Source organism: Salmonella sp. 32100201201700099SM, from assembly GCF_017572645.1.
Classification (GTDB): domain Bacteria; phylum Pseudomonadota; class Gammaproteobacteria; order Enterobacterales; family Enterobacteriaceae; genus Salmonella; species Salmonella enterica.
In genome coordinates, this window is the sequence record NZ_JAGERQ010000017.1 from 49,441 (window position 1) to 68,540 (window position 19,100).

Below are 19,100 nucleotides of genomic sequence, written 5' to 3' on the forward strand. Positions count from 1 at the left end.
CTATGAAATTTACCGTTGAACGTGAACATTTATTAAAACCGCTTCAGCAGGTCAGCGGCCCGCTGGGCGGTCGTCCTACGCTGCCGATTCTCGGTAACCTGCTCCTCCAGGTAGCGGACGGTACGCTTTCTCTGACCGGCACCGATCTTGAAATGGAGATGGTCGCGCGCGTTACGCTTTCTCAGCCGCATGAGCCGGGCGCCACTACCGTGCCGGCGCGGAAATTCTTTGATATCTGCCGCGGCCTGCCGGAGGGCGCGGAGATTGCCGTTCAGTTGGAAGGCGATCGGATGCTGGTGCGTTCTGGCCGTAGCCGCTTCTCGCTGTCTACGCTGCCTGCCGCCGATTTCCCGAATCTTGACGACTGGCAAAGCGAAGTTGAATTTACGCTGCCGCAGGCCACGATGAAGCGCCTGATTGAAGCGACCCAGTTTTCGATGGCTCATCAGGATGTGCGCTACTACTTAAACGGTATGCTGTTTGAAACGGAAGGTAGCGAACTGCGCACTGTCGCGACCGACGGCCACCGCCTGGCGGTGTGCTCAATGCCGCTGGAAGCGTCTTTACCCAGCCACTCGGTGATTGTGCCGCGTAAAGGCGTGATTGAACTGATGCGTATGCTCGACGGCGGCGAAAACCCGCTGCGCGTGCAGATCGGCAGTAATAATATCCGCGCGCACGTCGGCGACTTTATCTTTACCTCGAAGCTGGTGGATGGGCGCTTCCCGGATTACCGTCGCGTTCTGCCGAAGAATCCGGATAAACATCTGGAAGCGGGCTGCGATATCCTCAAGCAGGCGTTTGCCCGCGCGGCAATCCTCTCGAATGAGAAATTCCGCGGCGTGCGTCTGTACGTCAGTGAGAATCAGCTCAAAATCACCGCCAATAACCCGGAGCAGGAAGAAGCGGAAGAGATTCTGGACGTGAGCTACGGCGGGACGGAGATGGAAATCGGCTTTAACGTTAGCTATGTGCTGGACGTGCTCAATGCGCTGAAGTGCGAAACCGTGCGCATTATGCTGACGGATTCCGTATCCAGCGTACAGATTGAGGATGCGGCGTCACAGAGTGCTGCCTACGTTGTTATGCCAATGAGGCTGTAGAATCTGAAAAGGGGCTGGTTTACTTGCCATTTCGCCTCCCGGCAGTGCTCGAAATGCTCACGTACTTCGTGTACGCTCCGCTTTCTGCGCGCTGGCGGTAGACGAACTGGCTGCGACACACACGCCCCTGGACGAATGTACTAATATATGTCACTGACGCGCCTTTTAATCAAAGACTTCCGCAACATAGAAAATGCGGATCTCGCTTTATCCCCCGGCTTTAACTTCCTGGTTGGCGCCAACGGCAGCGGCAAAACCAGCGTGCTGGAAGCTATCTATACGCTTGGCCACGGTCGGGCGTTTCGCAGTTTGCAGCCTGGCCGCGTGATTCGTCATGAGCAGGAAGCGTTTGTTCTCCACGGGCGCCTGCAGGGCGAAGAGCGTGAGATGTCGATTGGTTTAACCAAAGATAAGCAGGGCGACAGCAAAGTCCGTATCGATGGTACTGACGGTCACAAGATCGCGGAGCTGGCGCATTTAATGCCGATGCAGTTGATTACGCCGGAGGGGTTTACTTTACTCAACGGCGGCCCCAAATACAGAAGAGCGTTCCTTGACTGGGGATGCTTTCACAACGAAGCCGGATTCTTCACCGCCTGGAGCAACCTGAAACGATTGCTGAAACAGCGTAATGCTGCGCTGCGCCAGGTGAGTCGTTATGAGCAATTGCGCCCGTGGGATAAAGAGCTGATTCCGCTGGCGGAACAAATTAGTACCTGGCGGGCGGAGTACAGTAGCGCTATCGCACAGGACATGGCGGATACCTGTCAGCAGTTTTTACCTGAATTTTCCCTGACGTTCTCTTTCCAGCGCGGCTGGGAGAAAGAGACAGACTATGCGGACGTGCTGGAGCGAAGCTTTGAGCGTGACCGTATGTTGACCTACACCGCGCACGGGCCGCATAAAGCGGACTTTCGCATTCGCGCCGACGGCGCGCCGGTGGAAGATACCCTGTCGCGCGGGCAGCTAAAGTTATTGATGTGCGCCTTACGTCTGGCGCAGGGCGAGTTCCTCACCCGCGAAAGCGGGCGGCGCTGCCTGTACCTGATAGATGATTTTGCCTCTGAACTTGACGATGCGCGTCGCGGACTGCTGGCCAGCCGCTTAAAAGCCACGCAATCGCAGGTCTTTGTCAGCGCAATTAGCGCTGAACACGTTATAGACATGTCGGATGAAAATTCGAAGATGTTTACCGTGGAAAAGGGTAAAATAACGGATTAACCCAAGATTAAATGAGCGAGAAACGTTGATGTCGAATTCTTATGACTCCTCCAGTATCAAAGTCCTGAAAGGGCTGGATGCGGTGCGTAAGCGCCCGGGTATGTATATCGGCGACACGGATGACGGCACCGGTCTGCACCACATGGTATTCGAGGTGGTAGATAACGCTATCGACGAAGCGCTCGCGGGTCACTGTAAAGATATCGTCGTGACTATTCACGCCGATAACTCCGTGTCCGTAACGGATGATGGCCGTGGCATTCCGACCGGTATTCACCCGGAAGAAGGCGTCTCGGCGGCGGAAGTGATCATGACCGTTCTGCACGCGGGCGGTAAATTTGACGATAACTCCTATAAAGTCTCCGGTGGTCTGCACGGCGTGGGCGTCTCGGTAGTTAACGCTCTGTCGCAAAAACTGGAACTGGTTATCCAGCGAGATGGCAAAATTCACCGTCAGATCTACGAGCACGGCGTGCCGCAGGCACCCCTGGCCGTCACTGGCGATACCGATAAAACCGGCACGATGGTACGTTTCTGGCCGAGCCACGAAACCTTCACCAACGTCACTGAATTTGAATATGAGATCCTGGCGAAACGCCTGCGTGAACTGTCATTCCTGAACTCTGGCGTTTCCATCCGCCTGCGCGACAAGCGCGACGGCAAAGAAGATCATTTCCACTACGAAGGCGGCATCAAGGCATTTGTTGAATATCTCAACAAGAATAAAACGCCGATCCATCCGAATATCTTCTACTTCTCCACTGAAAAAGACGGTATCGGCATCGAAGTAGCGCTGCAGTGGAACGATGGTTTCCAGGAAAACATCTACTGCTTTACCAACAACATTCCGCAGCGCGACGGCGGTACTCATCTGGCAGGCTTCCGTGCGGCGATGACCCGTACGCTGAACGCCTACATGGACAAAGAAGGCTACAGCAAAAAAGCCAAAGTCAGCGCCACCGGCGACGATGCCCGTGAAGGTCTGATTGCGGTGGTTTCCGTAAAAGTACCGGATCCGAAATTCTCCTCACAGACCAAAGATAAGCTGGTCTCTTCCGAGGTGAAATCGGCGGTGGAACAGCAGATGAACGAACTGCTGAGCGAATACCTGCTGGAAAACCCATCTGACGCGAAAATTGTCGTCGGCAAAATTATCGACGCCGCGCGTGCGCGTGAAGCGGCGCGTCGCGCCCGTGAAATGACCCGTCGTAAAGGCGCGCTGGATTTAGCCGGTCTGCCGGGCAAACTGGCGGACTGCCAGGAACGCGACCCGGCGCTGTCCGAACTGTACCTGGTGGAAGGGGACTCCGCGGGCGGCTCTGCGAAGCAGGGGCGTAACCGCAAGAACCAGGCGATTCTGCCGCTGAAAGGTAAAATCCTCAACGTCGAGAAAGCGCGCTTCGACAAGATGCTCTCCTCTCAGGAAGTGGCGACGCTGATTACCGCGCTGGGCTGCGGTATCGGTCGCGACGAGTACAACCCGGACAAGCTGCGCTATCACAGCATCATCATCATGACCGATGCGGACGTCGACGGCTCGCACATCCGTACGCTGCTGTTGACCTTCTTCTATCGTCAGATGCCGGAAATTGTCGAGCGTGGCCACGTCTACATTGCGCAGCCGCCGCTGTACAAAGTGAAGAAAGGCAAGCAGGAACAGTACATTAAAGACGACGAAGCGATGGATCAGTACCAGATTTCCATCGCGCTTGACGGTGCGACTCTGCACGCGAACGCCCATGCGCCGGCGCTATCCGGCGAAGCGTTAGAAAAACTGGTCTCTGAATATAACGCCACGCAGAAAATGATTGGTCGTATGGAGCGTCGCTTCCCGAAAGCGCTGCTCAAAGAGCTGGTGTATCAGCCAACTCTGACCGAAGCCGATCTTTCTGATGAGCAGACTGTAACGCGCTGGGTGAATGCGCTGATTACCGAGCTGAACGAGAAAGAGCAGCACGGCAGTCAGTGGAAGTTCGATGTTCATACTAATACGGAACAGAATCTGTTCGAGCCTATCGTTCGCGTGCGTACGCACGGCGTGGATACCGATTATCCGTTGGATCACGAGTTTGTGACCGGCGCGGAATATCGTCGTATCTGCACGCTGGGCGAGAAGCTGCGCGGTCTGATTGAAGAGGACGCGTTTATCGAACGCGGCGAGCGTCGCCAGCCGGTAACCAGCTTCGAGCAGGCGCTGGAGTGGCTGGTGAAAGAATCACGTCGCGGTCTGGCTATCCAGCGTTATAAAGGTCTGGGTGAAATGAACCCGGATCAGCTGTGGGAAACCACCATGGACCCGGAAAGCCGCCGTATGCTGCGCGTGACCGTCAAAGATGCAATTGCTGCCGACCAGCTGTTCACTACGCTGATGGGTGATGCCGTTGAGCCGCGTCGTGCCTTTATCGAGGAGAACGCCCTGAAAGCGGCGAACATCGATATTTAACCTGCCTTAATCCCCGGCCCGCCGCTGGCTGGCCGGGGCATCATGATGTTCATCCATATATCTGAATAGAAACTCTTTAAAGCGCTGCGTGGCGGGCGTTTGCGCGCGCCACGCACGTGTTGGGACATCTTGCGCGTGAGCAGGTCAGCGACTTCCTCTCCGGCCTGTTGATTGGTGCGGAAGTCGCCAGCATGAGCGAATCCTTCGCGGCGCAACAGGCTATCACACTCGTCGCCGGACCCGCGCTGATCTCACGTTACCAACAGGCGTTTCGTGCCATTGGGCGTGATGTTTCAACCGTGGATGGCGACATGGCATTTCAGGCTGGAATAAGGAGCATCGCTCATGCAGTGGCAAACTAATCTCCCTCTCATCGCTATCTTACGCGGTATTACGCCCGATGATGCCCTGGCGCACGTTGGCGCGGTGGTGGATGCGGGATTTGACGCTATAGAAATTCCGCTTAACTCCCCACAGTGGGAAAAAAGCATTTCTTCCGTGGTGAAGGCGTATGGCGGCAGGGCGCTTATTGGCGCTGGTACCGTGCTGAAACCGGAACAGGTAGACCAGCTTGCCGGGATGGGCTGCAAGCTGATCGTCACGCCAAATATCCAACCGGAGGTGATCCGCCGGGCAGCGAGCTATGGCATGACCGTGTGTCCGGGCTGCGCCACGGCAACAGAAGCCTTTGCTGCGCTGGATGCTGGCGCACAGGCGTTAAAAATTTTCCCGTCGTCGGCGTTTGGTCCGGGCTACATCAGCGCGCTGAAAGCGGTACTTCCGCCGGATGTTCCGCTATTTGCCGTCGGCGGCGTGACGCCGGAAAACCTGGCGCAATGGATTAAAGCCGGCTGTGTGGGCGCGGGATTGGGTAGCGATCTCTATCGCGCCGGGCAATCCGTTGAACGCACCGCGCAGCAGACTGCGGCATTTGTTAATGCGTATCGAGAGGCAGTGAAATGAAAATAACTCACATCACCACGTACCGTTTACCTCCACGTTGGATGTTCCTGAAAATCGAAACGGATGAAGGCGTGGTTGGCTGGGGAGAGCCGGTCATTGAAGGTCGGGCACGTACTGTAGAGGCGGCAGTACATGAGTTTGCCGACTACCTGATAGGGAAAGATCCGGCGCGTATCAACGACCTGTGGCAGGTAATGTACCGGGCCGGTTTTTATCGCGGCGGCCCGATTATGATGAGCGCCATCGCCGGTATTGACCAGGCATTGTGGGATATCAAAGGCAAGGTGTTGAATGCGCCGGTCTGGCAGCTCATGGGCGGCCTGGTGCGCGACAAAATCAAGGCCTATAGCTGGGTGGGTGGCGATCGTCCGGCAGACGTCATTGACGGTATTGAAAAATTGCGCGGTATTGGTTTTGACACCTTCAAGCTGAACGGCTGTGAAGAGATGGGCGTGATTGATAATTCCCGTGCGGTGGATGCGGCGGTCAATACCGTGGCGCAAATCCGTGAAGCTTTCGGCAGTGAAATTGAGTTTGGGCTCGACTTCCACGGTCGCGTTAGCGCGCCGATGGCGAAGGTACTGATTAAAGAACTGGAACCCTATCGCCCGCTGTTTATTGAAGAGCCGGTGCTGGCGGAACAGGCGGAATATTATCCACGCCTGGCGGCGCAAACGCATATTCCGATTGCCGCAGGCGAGCGTATGTTCTCGCGTTTTGAATTTAAACGCGTGCTGGACGCGGGCGGGTTGGGGATTCTACAGCCGGATTTATCCCACGCGGGCGGCATTACCGAATGCTATAAAATCGCCGGAATGGCGGAAGCATATGACGTGGCGCTGGCGCCGCATTGCCCGCTGGGTCCAATCGCCCTGGCTGCCTGCCTGCATATCGATTTTGTTTCGCGCAACGCGGTATTCCAGGAGCAGAGCATGGGCATTCACTATAACAAGGGCGCGGAACTACTCGACTTTGTGAAAAACAAAGAAGACTTCAGCATGGACGGCGGCTTCTTTAAACCCTTAACAAAACCGGGTCTTGGCGTAGACATTGACGAGGCCAGGGTGATTGAACTTAGCAAAAGCGCGCCGGACTGGAGTAATCCGTTGTGGCGGCACGCTGACGGATCGGTAGCCGAGTGGTGATCGCCACGCAGTAGGCTCAACAAACGTCGCCCTCCGGGCAACCCAATTTAAATATAAAAACACACCCTCTGTAATTTACAGGGCATGGTGAGCGGCCTCGCTATGCCCAGAATCTGGAGACAGATGACGATGGATATTTCAGTTACAGCAGCACAGCCGGGGCGTCGCCGCTATCTGACGCTGGTAATGATCTTTATTACCGTGGTGATTTGCTACGTCGATCGCGCCAACCTTGCCGTGGCTTCCATGCATATTCAAAAAGAATTCGGCATTACCAAAGCGGAAATGGGCTATGTCTTCTCCGCTTTTGCCTGGCTCTATACGTTATGCCAGATCCCCGGCGGCTGGTTTCTCGACCGTATTGGGTCCCGGCTGACCTATTTTATCGCTATCTTCGGCTGGTCAGTCGCGACGCTATTGCAGGGGTTTGCGACGGGACTATTGTCGCTTATCGGCCTGCGCGCTATTACCGGGATTTTCGAGGCGCCGGCCTTTCCGGCAAATAACCGGATGGTCACTAGCTGGTTTCCGGAGCATGAGCGCGCATCCGCAGTCGGGTTCTACACCTCCGGACAGTTCGTCGGACTGGCATTCCTTACGCCGCTGCTGATCTGGATTCAGGAAATGCTGAGCTGGCACTGGGTCTTTATCGTCACCGGCGGTATCGGGATTATCTGGTCATTGATCTGGTTTAAGGTTTATCAACCGCCGCGTTTGACGAAAAGCCTTAGCCAGGCGGAGCTGGAGTATATTCGCGATGGCGGTGGTCTGGTGGATGGCGATGCGCCAGCGAAAAAAGAGGCCCGCCAGCCGCTGACGAAAGCTGACTGGAAACTGGTGTTCCATCGTAAGCTGGTGGGCGTCTACCTCGGTCAGTTCGCCGTAAACTCTACGCTATGGTTCTTTCTGACCTGGTTCCCTAATTATCTGACCCAGGAAAAAGGCATTACCGCGCTAAAAGCGGGCTTTATGACGACCGTACCGTTCCTGGCTGCCTTTTTTGGCGTACTGCTCTCCGGCTGGCTGGCGGATAAACTGGTGAAAAAAGGCTTCTCGCTGGGCGTGGCGCGCAAAACGCCGATTATTTGCGGTTTGCTCATCTCCACATGCATTATGGGCGCTAACTACACTAACGATCCGTTTTGGATTATGGCGTTGATGGCGATAGCTTTCTTCGGCAACGGATTTGCGTCCATTACCTGGTCGTTAATCTCTTCCCTTGCGCCGATGCGGTTGATTGGCCTTACCGGCGGTATGTTTAACTTTATCGGTGGGTTAGGCGGGATTAGCGTACCGTTAGTGATTGGTTATCTGGCGCAAAGCTACGGTTTTGCTCCGGCGCTGGTCTATATCTCCGTTGTGGCCCTGCTGGGCGCGCTGTCTTACATCCTGTTAGTGGGCGATGTGAAACGCGTCGGATAAGTTGGCCGTGGCGAGCCGGAAGTCATTATGGCGAAGGATGACCGGCTATCCATGCGTCGAGCGCCGTCACTCCCTGCGTCACGATAGTTTTAATATCTATATCGCTAAGCGGTTGCAATTCCAGCTCCCGACAGGCTTCGGTTGCCTGCGTCATCCCCAGGCTGGCGCAGCCGCTTTTTAATTTATGCGCCAGCCGCTTAATGTTAACGTCGTCATTCATGGCGCGCGCCGCCTCGATCTCCTCGACTAAAGGCAGCGCGCTGTCTTTGAATAAGGCGACCCATTGCCGGAGCTTTTCCGGGCCGACAGACGCCATATCGCCGGCAAGCTGATGTTCATTCAACATCACCCGCGCGTTGTGAGATTTGCCCTGTAAATAGTGCGCTATCATGCGGTAAAGCTCCTCGCGGGGAACGGGCTTTTGAATAATCCCGCAGAAAAGACCGGCGGTACGCTGACGAAGATTATCGTCTATCACATGCGCGCTAAAACCAATGCGTTTCATGGCGGGATACAGGCTCATCAACTGCTGCGCCAGGGTTAAGCCGTCATAATCCGGTAAATCAAAATCCACCAGCGCCACATCAAAGGACTCGCCTTCGGCTAAACAGCGTAGCGCGTCATTCGCGCTTTCAGCTACTGAGACCTTCACCCCTTTGCCCGTGAGCATTTCAGCGGTAATACGCTGCGTCAGCATATTATCTTCAATCAGCAACAAGCGTAGTCCGTTAAGATTTATCGGTTCCCTGAACGCACTTTTATTTGCGGGTTTGGAGTGGCGAACCGGCAGTTGTAAACGAAAACAACTGCCAACATGAAGCGTACTGGTGACGGTTAGCGTCCCGCCCATCGCCTCTGCCAGGCTGGCGCTGATAGCCAGCCCCAGGCCCGTCCCGCCCCGGCGTCCTGTCGCCTGCACAAACGGTTTGAAAATAGCCGTCAGCTTCGCTTCAGGGATACCGCATCCGGTATCTTCAACCTCAATAAACCAGCTCTGATCGTCGCAAAACGTGCGCAGCACTATGCTGCCGCGATCGGTAAATTTCGCCGCATTACTTAAAAGATTAATCACAATTTGACGTATCCGGCGCGGATCGCCTTGTAGCGTGGAAGGGAGTTGCTCGCTAAAGTCGGTGATGAGCGCCACCTGCACGCGGCTGTGCATTAAATGCAGCGCGCTATTCAACAATTGTCGCGGTTCAAACGGTTCCTCGCTAATGGAAACGTTGGTGCCGCCTACTTCAATCGCCGAGTAATCAAGAATATCGTTAAGAATCGCCAGTAGCGATTCGCCTGAATCATTAATGGCCTGTAAATCGTCGCGGTAGTTTGCCATGAGCGGTTTATCGGCCAGCAATTGTACCGTACCGAGAATGCCGTAAAGCGGCGTGCGAATTTCATGGCTCATGGCGGCAAGGAACGTCGATTTCGCCTCGTTGGCCTTTTCCGCTTCGGCGCGCGCCTGCCGGTGTTCCAGCACCAGCGCATGAAGCTCCGCCGTTTGCGATCGCACCTGTTCCGCCAAATCCTCACGATGGCGGTTCAATTTGCGCACGTTGGCGCAAAACGCTTCCATCAGACGGCTGATGGTATCCAGTTCGCTGACGCCAGCCGCCTCCGGAAACGGCGAGTCAATATCGCCCTCCAGTAGCCGCTGTAAGGCCTGCGTTTGCTGCGCCAGCGGGCGGGATACGGAACGGTAAACCACTCGCCAAAGAATAAAACTTAATGAGCACAGCGCCAGGATGCCTAAGATCACTAACCCTATTTGCCCACGCTGACTGGCGTGTGTAAGACGCGCTAACCCAGCCTCGTTTCGTTTTTCGATGGCGTTCACCAACTGCGACACTTCCGTACTGAAGCGGGTAAACTGAAAGAGGTTATTGGCCATAAGCGTTTGAAGTTGGTCGCGGATGGCGTTTTCCTTACGAAACAGGGTAACCAGTGTGGTGTACTGGTTTATTTTTTCCAGCGCGTCGGCGATTTGGGCGCGAACGGTAGGATCTTCTATACGCTGCTGGCGGCGGGATAAAATTTTAACCAACTGATTAAGTTTTTCATCGGTGTCCTCGGCATCGCTCAGCCCTTGCGCGTCTTTTAAGGTCACAATGAGTTGCTTAAACCGCAGGGCATTGACCCGCAACTCATTCATCTGATTCACATACTCAAGGTCGATATCAATCAGCCGGTCAAGCGCGCGTTCAGCCTGATCCCCTTTACCGCTTTCGATAAGATCGTAAATACCGGCCTGGGTGGCGCCCGCAGATGTCGCGGCATTATTGGCCTGGCCGTGAGCCTGGGCGGCAATGCTTTCCGCCGCCTCCGCAATCTGGTGGCTTAACTGCTGTTGCTGTGCGCGCAGCGTGAGAATTTCACCGACCAGTGTTCCCTGTTGCCCAAGCGTTTGCGCAATCTCTTTTTCTTGCCGGGCGATGGCCGAGGTATTAAATCCCTGCTCGCTTAATGCCTGCAAAAGATGGTTAATTTTAAGGCTTTGCGCTTTCAGCATCTTCCCCTGCGCCAGCCAAACGCCCTCACTGTCGGCATTGGTCAGATTTTGCGCAGAAAAGAGCTCGTAAGCGCTGGCTTCGCTTAACTGCCTGGCCATATTCATCGTGGGGAGCAGCGCTTGCGTATTGGTTTGCTCCACCTGACTAATGACGCGCAGGCTTATCCAGCCGATCACGGTGCTGAGCAGGGTGAGTGCCGCCATCAGGGCGAAGGCCAGCCATAATCTGCGGGTCAGTGAAGGCGTTGACATTTATGCGCCGCGGGTGAAATGGGTTGAGTTGCCGCCGGAAAAACCATTAGGATAAAACCTTGTTGCTGGTGGGGCTATCATGCGCGCGCTTATTTCGTTCTTTTTTTTGATAATCATCGTCTCGAATGTAGAAACGGCGTCAGCCGAAACCGGACTGCTACACTGGACGCGCGCCGATCGGGCGATTCCCTGGCGGCAAACGTCAGTCAATGCGAGTAAACCCTGGAAACTGTGCGCATTATACCCCAGCCTGAAAGATTCTTACTGGTTGTCCGTCAACTACGGGATGCAAAAAGCGGCCAAATTGTATGGCGTTGATTTAAAAGTGCTGGAAGCGAATGGCTATCGGCAACTGGCGACGCAACAACAGCAAATGACGCAGTGCCGGGAGTGGGGCGCCGACGCTATTCTGCTTGGCAGCAGTACCGATCGTTTCCCGGAGCTGGAACGATATGCCGGTAATGTGCCGGTTATTGAACTGGTGAACATGATTCACGATGCCAGCGTCGCAACCCGCATTGGTCTGCCGTGGTTTCAGATGGGGTATCTGCCGGGACGTTTCCTGGTGCAGTGGAGCAAAGGAAAAACGCTTAACGTTTTACTCTTCCCGGGGCCGGAAGAAGCTGGCGGCAGTCAGGAGATGGTGGCGGGTTTTCGTCAGGCAATTAAAGGCAGCGCCATCAACATTGTGGATATCGCCTGGGGCGATAACGACATTGAAGTGCAGCGAAACTTACTCCAGGAAATGCTGGAACGCCATCCGGACGCCAATGTGGTCGCCGGGTCGGCGATAGCGGCGGAGGCGGCGATGGGCGAAGGGCGAAATTTGACGACTCCGCTCACGATCGTCTCATTTTATCTGACGCATCAGGTTTATCGCGGTTTAAAACGCGGCCATATCCTGATGGCGCTCAGCGATCAGATGGCCTGGCAGGGAGAATTAGCGATAACGCAGTCGATTAAGGTCTTACAGGGGCAACCGGTGCCTGAAAATATCAGCCCGCCGGTACTTATTTTGACGCATAACAACGCCGACAGCGCGCGCGTTCGTCGTTCGCTATCGCCTCCGGGATTTCGGCCCGTCTATCTGTATCAATACACCTCCGAGGCTAAAAAGTAGCCTTCGCCATGCTGTGTGACCAGCAGTTCCGGCATAATTTTATGGCGTAAGCGGCGAACCAGGACATCAATCGTGCGGAGATCCGGGGTCTCTACGCGGCGGGCGGAAAGCATTCGCAGCAGACGTTCGCGATGCAGCACTTTGCCTGGGTTGGTCACAAAGGCCAGCAGCAGCTCGTACTCCGCGCGCGTAAGCTTAATGGCTTCACCGTTGTGCTCCAGCGTGTGATTCATCACGTTCAGGCAGTAGCCGGAAAACATATAGCAGTTTTCACTGGCATTTTGCGGCGTGGGGCGGGCCAGATCGATACGCCACAAAAGATTTTTTACCCGCACTACCAGCTCGCGCAGTTCCAGCGGCTTGGTGACGTAGTCGTCCGCGCCCATCTCCAGCCCGACGATGCGGTCGATTTGGTCGCAACGCCCCGTCACCAGAATAATGCCCACCGTGGAGCGTTCGCGTAGCGCCCTGGTCAGCATCAACCCGTTTTCATCGGGGAGGTTGATATCCAGCAGGATCAGCGAAACGTGCTCATGCTCCATGATGTCGCGCAGGCCCGCGCCGCTGTCGGTCACCGAGACACGATACCCCTCCTGCTCAAAATAGGCCTGTAATCTGGCCTGAGTAACAGGTTCATCCTCAACAATAACAATGTGATGTGACATCCTGCGCGCGGTCTCTTTCTGTTCATATCTGTTCATATATTGCCGTATCCCGTTCATCCTGACCAGTGACGCTGTTCATATTTGCGGAATAAGATCTGCGCATTAAACCATATAATTACAGGGGCTATTATGCGAAAACTCTGGAGAGCGCTACTCAGGCCAAGCGCCCGTTGGTCGATACTGGCGCTGGTCATTGTCGGGATTGTGATCGGCGTTGCGCTGATCGTGTTACCTCACGTCGGTATCAAACTGACCAGTACGACAGAGTTTTGCGTCAGCTGCCATAGTATGCAGCCGGTGTATCAGGAATATAAACAGTCCGTACATTTCCAGAACGCTTCCGGCGTACGCGCGGAATGCCACGATTGCCATATCCCCCCTGATATTCCAGGCATGGTGAAACGTAAGCTGGAAGCCAGCAACGATCTTTACCAGACATTTATTGCCCACTCGATTGATACCCCGGAAAAATTTGAAGCCAAACGCGCCGAGCTTGCCGAGCGTGAATGGGCGCGCATGAAAGAGAATAATTCCGCGACCTGTCGTTCCTGCCATAACTACGATGCGATGGATCACGCGAAACAGAACCCGGAAGCGGCGCGGCAAATGAAAATCGCCGCGAAAGAAAATCAGTCCTGCATCGACTGCCATAAAGGGATTGCCCACCAGCTACCGGATATGAGCAGCGGTTTCCGCAAACAGTTTGATGAACTGCGCGCCAGCGCCAGTACGCATAATGACGGCGATACGCTCTATTCGCTGGATATCAAGCCGATTTACGCCGCTAAAGGCGATAAAGAACCGGCAGGTTCGCTGTTACCTGCTTCTGAAGTGAAAGTCCTTAAACGGGACGGTGACTGGTTGCAAGTGCAAATCGAAGGCTGGACGGAGACGGACGGTCGCCAGCGCGTGCTGACGCAGTTGCCCGGTAAACGTATTTTTGTCGCCTCGATTCGCGGCGATGTGCAACAGCATGTGAAAACGCTGGAAGAGACCACCGTCGCGGCGACCAATACTCAGTGGAGCAAATTACAGGCAACTGCGTGGATGCAAAAAGGCGACATGGTAAATGACATTAAACCGATTTGGGCCTATGCCGACTCCCTCTATAACGGCACCTGTAATCAGTGTCACGGCGCGCCGGACAAAGCGCACTTTGACGCTAACGGCTGGATCGGCACGCTCAACGGCATGATCGGTTTCACCAGTCTGGATAAGCGTGAAGAACGTACCTTGTTGAAATATCTCCAGATGAATGCGTCTGATACCACCAACACGCCGCACAGCGATAAGGGAGAACACAATGAAAAATAAGGACTCGTTACACGTCTCTCGTCGACGTTTTCTGGCGCAGCTTGGCGGTTTGACGGTGGCAGGAATGCTGGGGCCGTCACTGCTGACGCCCCGTAGCGCCCGCGCAGCGGATGCCGTTGCGCCAGGCGCCGCGACGAAAGAGGGTATCCTTACCGGTTCTCACTGGGGGGCGATTCGCGCCACGGTGGTTGACGGTCGATTTGTGGCGGCAAAACCGTTTGAACAGGATAAATACCCGTCCAAAATGATCGCCGGTCTGCCCGATCACGTCCACAACGCGGCGCGTATCCGTTATCCGATGGTGCGTGTCGACTGGATGCGCAAAGGTCATCAAAGCGACACCTCGCAGCGCGGCGATAATCGTTTTGTGCGCGTCTCCTGGGATGAAGCGCTGGATCTGTTCTATCAGGAACTGGAGCGGGTGCAAAAAACCTACGGGCCGAGCGCGTTACTGACGGCGAGCGGCTGGCAATCTACCGGCATGTTCCATAACGCCTCCGGGATGCTGGCGCGCGCGATTGCGCTATATGGCAATAGCGTTAGCACGGGAGGGGACTATTCGACCGGCGCGGCGCAGGTGATTCTGCCGCGCGTGGTGGGTTCAATGGAAGTGTACGAGCAGCAAACGTCATGGCCTCTGGTTTTACAGAACAGTAAAACGATTGTGCTATGGGGTTCTGATATGGTGAAAAACCAGCAGGCAAACTGGTGGTGCCCGGATCACGATGTCTATCAGTACTATGAACAATTAAAAGAGAAAGTTGCCAGCGGCGCTATCTCGGTCATCAGCATCGACCCGGTCGTCACCTCCACGCACGATTATCTGGGGCGCGATAAGGTCAAACATATCGCTATTAACCCGCAGACGGATGTCCCGTTACAACTGGCGCTGGCGCATACCCTGTACAGCGAGAAACTGTACGATAAAAATTTCCTCGATAACTACTGCGTCGGTTTTGACCAGTTCCTCCCCTATTTGCTGGGCGAGAAAGATGGACAGCCCAAAGATGCCGCCTGGGCGGAAAAACTGTGCGGTATTGATGCCGACACCATCCGCGCGTTGGCGCGGCAGATGGCGGGCGACAGAACGCAAATCATCGCTGGCTGGTGCGTGCAACGTATGCAGCATGGCGAACAGTGGTCATGGATGGTCGTCGTGCTGGCGGCAATGCTGGGACAGATTGGTTTACCGGGCGGCGGCTTTGGTTTTGGCTGGCACTACAACGGCGCCGGGACGCCTGGCCGTAAAGGGATCATTTTAAGCGGCTTTTCCGGTTCGACGACCGTTCCGCCAGTGCACGACAGCACGGATTACAAAGGCTACAGCAGCACCATTCCTATTGCGCGTTTTATGGATGCCATCCTTGAACCGGGCAAGGTCATTAACTGGAACGGCAAATCGGTTAAATTACCGCCGCTGAAGATGTGCGTGTTCGCCGGGACTAACCCGTTCCACCGACACCAACAAATTAACCGCATAATTGAAGGGTGGCGCAAGCTGGAAACGGTCATCGCTATTGATAACCAGTGGACGTCGACCTGCCGCTTTGCGGATATCGTTTTGCCGGCTACCACCCAATTTGAGCGTAACGACCTCGATCAATTCGGCAACCACTCTAACCGCGGCATTATCGCCATGAAACAGGTGGTGTCGCCGCAGTTTGAAGCGCGTAACGACTTTGATATTTTCCGCGATCTCTGCCGACGCTTTAACCGTGAAGCGGCATTTACGGAAGGCCTTGATGAAATGGGCTGGTTGAAACGCATCTGGCAGGAAGGGAGCCAGCAGGGAAAAGGTCGCGGTATCCACTTACCGACTTTCGAGGTGTTCTGGAATCAACAGGAGTACATCGAGTTTGATCATCCGCAGATGTTTGTGCGCCATCAGGCTTTCCGTGAAGATCCGGACCTGGAGCCGTTGGGCACGCCAAGCGGCTTGATCGAGATTTATTCCAAAACGATCGCCGACATGCAATACGACGATTGTCAGGGCCATCCCATGTGGTTCGAAAAAATCGAACGCTCGCATGGCGGGCCGGGATCGCAGCGCTGGCCGTTGCACTTACAATCCGTCCACCCTGATTTCCGTCTGCACTCCCAACTGTGCGAGTCGGAAACGCTGCGTCAGCAATATACCGTTGGCGGCAAGGAGCCGGTCTTTATTAACCCACAGGATGCCAGCGCGCGCGGGATCCGCAACGGTGACATCGTGCGGGTATTCAATGCACGCGGACAGGTACTGGCAGGGGCGGTAGTTTCCGATCGCTATGCGCCGGGCGTGGCGCGAATTCATGAAGGTGCCTGGTACGATCCTGATAAAGGCGGCGACATCAACGCGTTATGTAAGTACGGCAACCCTAACGTATTAACGCTGGATATCGGTACATCGCAGCTCGCGCAGGCGACCAGCGCGCATACGACGCTGGTGGAAATTGAAAAATATACCGGCCCTATGGATAACGTCACGGCGTTTAACGGTCCGGTCGAGATGGTCGCGCAGTGTGAATATGTACCCGCATCGCAGGGGAATCCGCATGATTAAGCAGCCAGCGCTTGCTCAGGAACAGTACGCCTGCGTATATGCATGGCTGGCGTTACTCTTTTTCCGGGAAGTGGATGATGAAGGGTTAATACAATTACAGTCCGCGGAGATCGCGGACTGGCTGGCGCTGTTAAAGCGTCAGCCTGCGCTGGCGGCGTCGGTGGCGTTACTCGAACAAAAAATTGCCGCGCTTAGCCTGCGCCAGGATGCGCAGTTGGAGCTGGCCGCAGATTTTTGCGGATTGTTCCTGATGACGGATAAAAAATCGGCGTTGCCCTACGCCTCGCAATACCCGCAGCAGGAACCCGGCATGATTAAACATTTATTGCTTGAAGCCGGGATGGAAGTCAACGACGATTTTAAAGAGCCGACCGACCACCTGGCGATTTATCTGGAATTACTCAGCCATTTACATTTTTCATTGGGTGAATCGTTCCAACAACGGAGAATGAATAAATTACGCCAGAAAACATTGTCGTCATTACTGGAATGGCTTCCGGAATTTACAAATAATTGCCTTAAGCATGATCCCTATGGCTTTTATGCTGCGTTAAGTCAATTATTGTTGGCTATCGTTCGTTTTGATGACGGAAAAGAGGATTTATCCATTGTTGCGGCTGAATAAACCCTGTGACGGGCATCGCAAAATAAATCTTACGATAGTCGGGGGTTATCATATCTATAGGTTTAGCCAATTGTAATTATTGATACCAATCAATATCCATGATGGGTTTGTATTTAGTATTGATGGGCCTCATGAGTAAAAAAATAAAATTTAATTAATCATGCCGCAATACCCCATAAGGATAGTGATATGAAAAAAATTACCCTCTATGCGACAACGGTTATCACCGTTGGGCTGTTATGTTATTTAGGTTTGTCCGGGTATGTATGGTATTACGACAAACAGCGCAGTAAAAAAAGCGATGTGCAGGCCTCGGTTGTGGGTGAAAATAATAAAATACTGGGTTATTTCAGGGAGAAAGGATGTGATTATTGTCATACGCCTTCCGCTGAATTACCTTTTTATTCCTCTTTTCCGGTGGCAAAGCAGCTAATGGATTACGATATCCAGCTTGGCTACAAATCGTTTAACCTGGAGGCGGTACGGGCCGCCCTGATTGCGGATACGCCGGTGCCGCAAAGCGAACTGAATAAAATTGAATGGGTTATGCAACATCAGACTATGCCGCCAACCCGCTATGTCGCGCTGCACTGGGCGGGGGGCGTCAGCGATAAAGAGCGTACTGACATCCTGAACTGGATAGCCGATCAGCGTGAGCGCAACTATGCCAGCGCCGATACCGACGCCGCGCACCGGAATGAACCCGTTCAGCCTATTCCGCGCAATATTCCCGTCGATGCGAAAAAAGTCGACTTAGGTTTCCGTCTTTATCATGATGAACGTTTATCCGGCGACAGCACAATATCCTGTGCGCATTGCCACGCGATAAATGCGGGCGGTGTCGATGGCAGAAAAACCTCAATTGGCGTTGGCGGTGCGGTAGGACCAATAAATGCGCCGACGGTATTCAACTCCGTATTTAATATCGAACAATTTTGGGATGGTCGTGCTGCAACCCTGCAGGAGCAAGCAGGCGGACCGCCGTTAAATCCTATTGAAATGGCCTCTAAATCCTGGGATGAAATTATTAGCAAGCTTGATAAAGATCCTGTCCTGAAAAAAGATTTCCAGGCGGTTTATCCGCAAGGATTTACCGGGGAAAATATTACTGATGCGATCGCCGAATTTGAAAAAACGTTGATAACGCCGGACTCCGCCTTTGATAAATGGCTCCGTGGAGATGAAAATGCGCTGACCGAGCAACAGAAACACGGTTATCAATTATTTAAAGAGAATAAATGTGCAACCTGTCACGGCGGTATCATTTTAGGCGGACGCTCTTTTGAACCATTGGGATTAAAGCGAGACTTTAATTTTGGCGAAATTACCGCAGCGGATATTGGTCGTATGAACGTCACCAAAGAGGTTCGCGATAAATTACGGCAAAAAGTCCCGGGCTTACGCAACGTCGCGTTAACGGCGCCTTATTTCCATCGGGGCGACGTACCGACGCTGGATGGCGCGGTAAAACTGATGCTGCGTTATCAGGTTGGCACCGATCTGCCGCAAAACGATATTGACGATATCGTCGCCTTCCTGGAAAGCCTGACCGGTGTTTATACGCCATATCAACCTGAATATGCGCAATGACAATGATGCTTGAAGCCAGAGATCTGCACTGCGAGCGGGACGAGAGGACGCTGTTCAGTGGGCTGTCGTTCACCGTGGACGCCGGGGAGTGGGTGCAGGTCACCGGCGGCAACGGCGCCGGAAAAACCACCCTGCTGCGCCTGCTGACCGGGCTGGCGCGCCCGGACGGCGGCGAGGTGTACTGGC

Annotated in this window: 14 protein-coding genes and 2 pseudogenes; 13 read left to right on the plus strand and 3 right to left on the minus strand. The window is 54.3% G+C overall.

Features of this window, described 5'->3' with window-relative positions:
* The first annotated feature begins 2 nt into the window (after positions 1-2).
* From dnaN to gyrB, 3 genes are all read left to right on the plus strand, one after another.
* A complete protein-coding gene (dnaN, locus tag J4685_RS21530; RefSeq protein ID WP_000673474.1) occupies positions 3-1,103 on the plus strand; it encodes a DNA polymerase III subunit beta in 1,101 nt (366 codons plus the stop codon).
* 147 nt (positions 1,104-1,250) lie between these two features.
* Positions 1,251-2,324, plus strand: coding sequence for a DNA replication/repair protein RecF (recF, locus tag J4685_RS21535; protein ID WP_000060078.1), 1,074 nt, complete (start codon positions 1,251-1,253; stop codon positions 2,322-2,324).
* 28 nt (positions 2,325-2,352) lie between these two features.
* Positions 2,353-4,767 (plus strand): DNA topoisomerase (ATP-hydrolyzing) subunit B, encoded by a 2,415-nt coding sequence (gene gyrB / locus J4685_RS21540; RefSeq protein ID WP_000072043.1) that lies wholly within the window; start codon positions 2,353-2,355, stop codon positions 4,765-4,767.
* Between the two features lie 6 nt (positions 4,768-4,773).
* Here the strand turns inward: gyrB and J4685_RS22815 are convergent.
* Positions 4,774-4,881: pseudogene (locus J4685_RS22815) on the minus strand (LysR family transcriptional regulator); the annotation flags it as partial.
* Between J4685_RS22815 and J4685_RS21545 the strand changes: the two are divergent.
* The 4 genes and pseudogenes from J4685_RS21545 to J4685_RS21560 form a co-directional block, all read left to right on the plus strand.
* Positions 4,872-5,129, plus strand: a pseudogene (locus tag J4685_RS21545) (2-dehydro-3-deoxygalactonokinase); the annotation flags it as partial. The pseudogenes J4685_RS22815 and J4685_RS21545 sit on opposite strands and share 10 nt — an antisense overlap.
* Positions 5,113-5,730, plus strand: coding sequence for a 2-dehydro-3-deoxy-6-phosphogalactonate aldolase (locus J4685_RS21550; RefSeq protein ID WP_001198740.1), 618 nt, complete (start codon positions 5,113-5,115; stop codon positions 5,728-5,730). The pseudogene J4685_RS21545 and the gene J4685_RS21550, both read left to right, overlap by 17 nt.
* Positions 5,727-6,875, plus strand: a complete 1,149-nt coding sequence (dgoD, locus tag J4685_RS21555) for a galactonate dehydratase (protein ID WP_000704737.1) — start codon at positions 5,727-5,729, stop codon at positions 6,873-6,875. Before J4685_RS21550 ends, dgoD begins: the two co-directional genes overlap by 4 nt.
* An 84-nt stretch (positions 6,876-6,959) precedes the next feature.
* Positions 6,960-8,297, plus strand: coding sequence for an MFS transporter (locus J4685_RS21560; RefSeq protein ID WP_000253520.1), 1,338 nt, complete (start codon positions 6,960-6,962; stop codon positions 8,295-8,297).
* Positions 8,298-8,322: 25 nt separating this feature from the next.
* Here the strand turns inward: J4685_RS21560 and torS are convergent, their stop codons facing one another.
* The gene (gene torS / locus J4685_RS21565) at positions 8,323-11,058 is read right to left on the minus strand and encodes a TMAO reductase system sensor histidine kinase/response regulator TorS (protein WP_000106938.1); all 2,736 of its coding nucleotides are present in this window, start codon (positions 11,056-11,058) and stop codon (positions 8,323-8,325) included.
* Between the two features lie 79 nt (positions 11,059-11,137).
* On the opposite strand from torS, the gene torT reads away from it, so the two are divergent.
* Positions 11,138-12,178 carry a TMAO reductase system periplasmic protein TorT gene (torT, locus tag J4685_RS21570; protein WP_001202046.1) on the plus strand — a complete coding sequence of 347 codons (1,041 nt, stop codon included), beginning with the start codon at positions 11,138-11,140 and terminating at the stop codon, positions 12,176-12,178.
* On the opposite strand, the gene torR is transcribed toward torT, so the two are convergent.
* Entirely contained in the window at positions 12,151-12,843 is a 693-nt protein-coding gene (gene torR / locus J4685_RS21575; protein WP_011233208.1) for a two-component system response regulator TorR, read from the minus strand. The two genes, torT and torR, sit on opposite strands and share 28 nt — an antisense overlap.
* Before the next feature lie 129 nt (positions 12,844-12,972).
* On the opposite strand from torR, the gene torC reads away from it, so the two are divergent.
* The 5 genes from torC to J4685_RS21600 form a co-directional block, all read left to right on the plus strand.
* Positions 12,973-14,157 carry a pentaheme c-type cytochrome TorC gene (torC, locus tag J4685_RS21580; RefSeq protein WP_001230254.1) on the plus strand — a complete coding sequence of 395 codons (1,185 nt, stop codon included), beginning with the start codon at positions 12,973-12,975 and terminating at the stop codon, positions 14,155-14,157.
* Complete coding sequence (torA, locus tag J4685_RS21585; RefSeq protein ID WP_000790675.1) at positions 14,147-16,699, plus strand: trimethylamine-N-oxide reductase TorA; 2,553 nt, start codon at positions 14,147-14,149, stop codon at positions 16,697-16,699. The genes torC and torA overlap by 11 nt, the downstream gene beginning before the upstream one ends.
* Positions 16,692-17,324: a molecular chaperone TorD gene (torD, locus tag J4685_RS21590; protein WP_000595421.1), complete on the plus strand. Its 633-nt coding sequence runs from the start codon at positions 16,692-16,694 to the stop codon at positions 17,322-17,324. Before torA ends, torD begins: the two co-directional genes overlap by 8 nt.
* A gap of 189 nt (positions 17,325-17,513) precedes the next feature.
* Entirely contained in the window at positions 17,514-18,914 is a 1,401-nt protein-coding gene (locus tag J4685_RS21595; RefSeq protein ID WP_000724466.1) for a cytochrome-c peroxidase, read from the plus strand.
* Between the two features lie 5 nt (positions 18,915-18,919).
* Positions 18,920-19,100 (plus strand): ATP-binding cassette domain-containing protein (locus tag J4685_RS21600; protein WP_139654323.1); only part of this gene is annotated, 181 nt, incomplete at its 3' end.

What these genes read in the sequence shown, in the direction of transcription:
- dnaN (WP_000673474.1), top strand. Translation starts at nt 3, where the DNA reads ATGAAATTTACCGTTGAACGTGAACATTTATTAAAACCGCTTCAGCAG.
- recF (WP_000060078.1), top strand. Translation starts at nt 1,251, where the DNA reads ATGTCACTGACGCGCCTTTTAATCAAAGACTTCCGCAACATAGAAAAT.
- gyrB (WP_000072043.1), top strand. Translation starts at nt 2,353, where the DNA reads ATGTCGAATTCTTATGACTCCTCCAGTATCAAAGTCCTGAAAGGGCTG.
- J4685_RS21550 (WP_001198740.1), top strand. Translation starts at nt 5,113, where the DNA reads ATGCAGTGGCAAACTAATCTCCCTCTCATCGCTATCTTACGCGGTATT.
- dgoD (WP_000704737.1), top strand. Translation starts at nt 5,727, where the DNA reads ATGAAAATAACTCACATCACCACGTACCGTTTACCTCCACGTTGGATG.
- J4685_RS21560 (WP_000253520.1), top strand. Translation starts at nt 6,960, where the DNA reads ATGGTGAGCGGCCTCGCTATGCCCAGAATCTGGAGACAGATGACGATG.
- torS (WP_000106938.1), bottom strand. Translation starts at nt 11,058, where the DNA reads ATGTCAACGCCTTCACTGACCCGCAGATTATGGCTGGCCTTCGCCCTG.
- torT (WP_001202046.1), top strand. Translation starts at nt 11,138, where the DNA reads ATGCGCGCGCTTATTTCGTTCTTTTTTTTGATAATCATCGTCTCGAAT.
- torR (WP_011233208.1), bottom strand. Translation starts at nt 12,843, where the DNA reads ATGTCACATCACATTGTTATTGTTGAGGATGAACCTGTTACTCAGGCC.
- torC (WP_001230254.1), top strand. Translation starts at nt 12,973, where the DNA reads ATGCGAAAACTCTGGAGAGCGCTACTCAGGCCAAGCGCCCGTTGGTCG.
- torA (WP_000790675.1), top strand. Translation starts at nt 14,147, where the DNA reads ATGAAAAATAAGGACTCGTTACACGTCTCTCGTCGACGTTTTCTGGCG.
- torD (WP_000595421.1), top strand. Translation starts at nt 16,692, where the DNA reads ATGATTAAGCAGCCAGCGCTTGCTCAGGAACAGTACGCCTGCGTATAT.
- J4685_RS21595 (WP_000724466.1), top strand. Translation starts at nt 17,514, where the DNA reads ATGAAAAAAATTACCCTCTATGCGACAACGGTTATCACCGTTGGGCTG.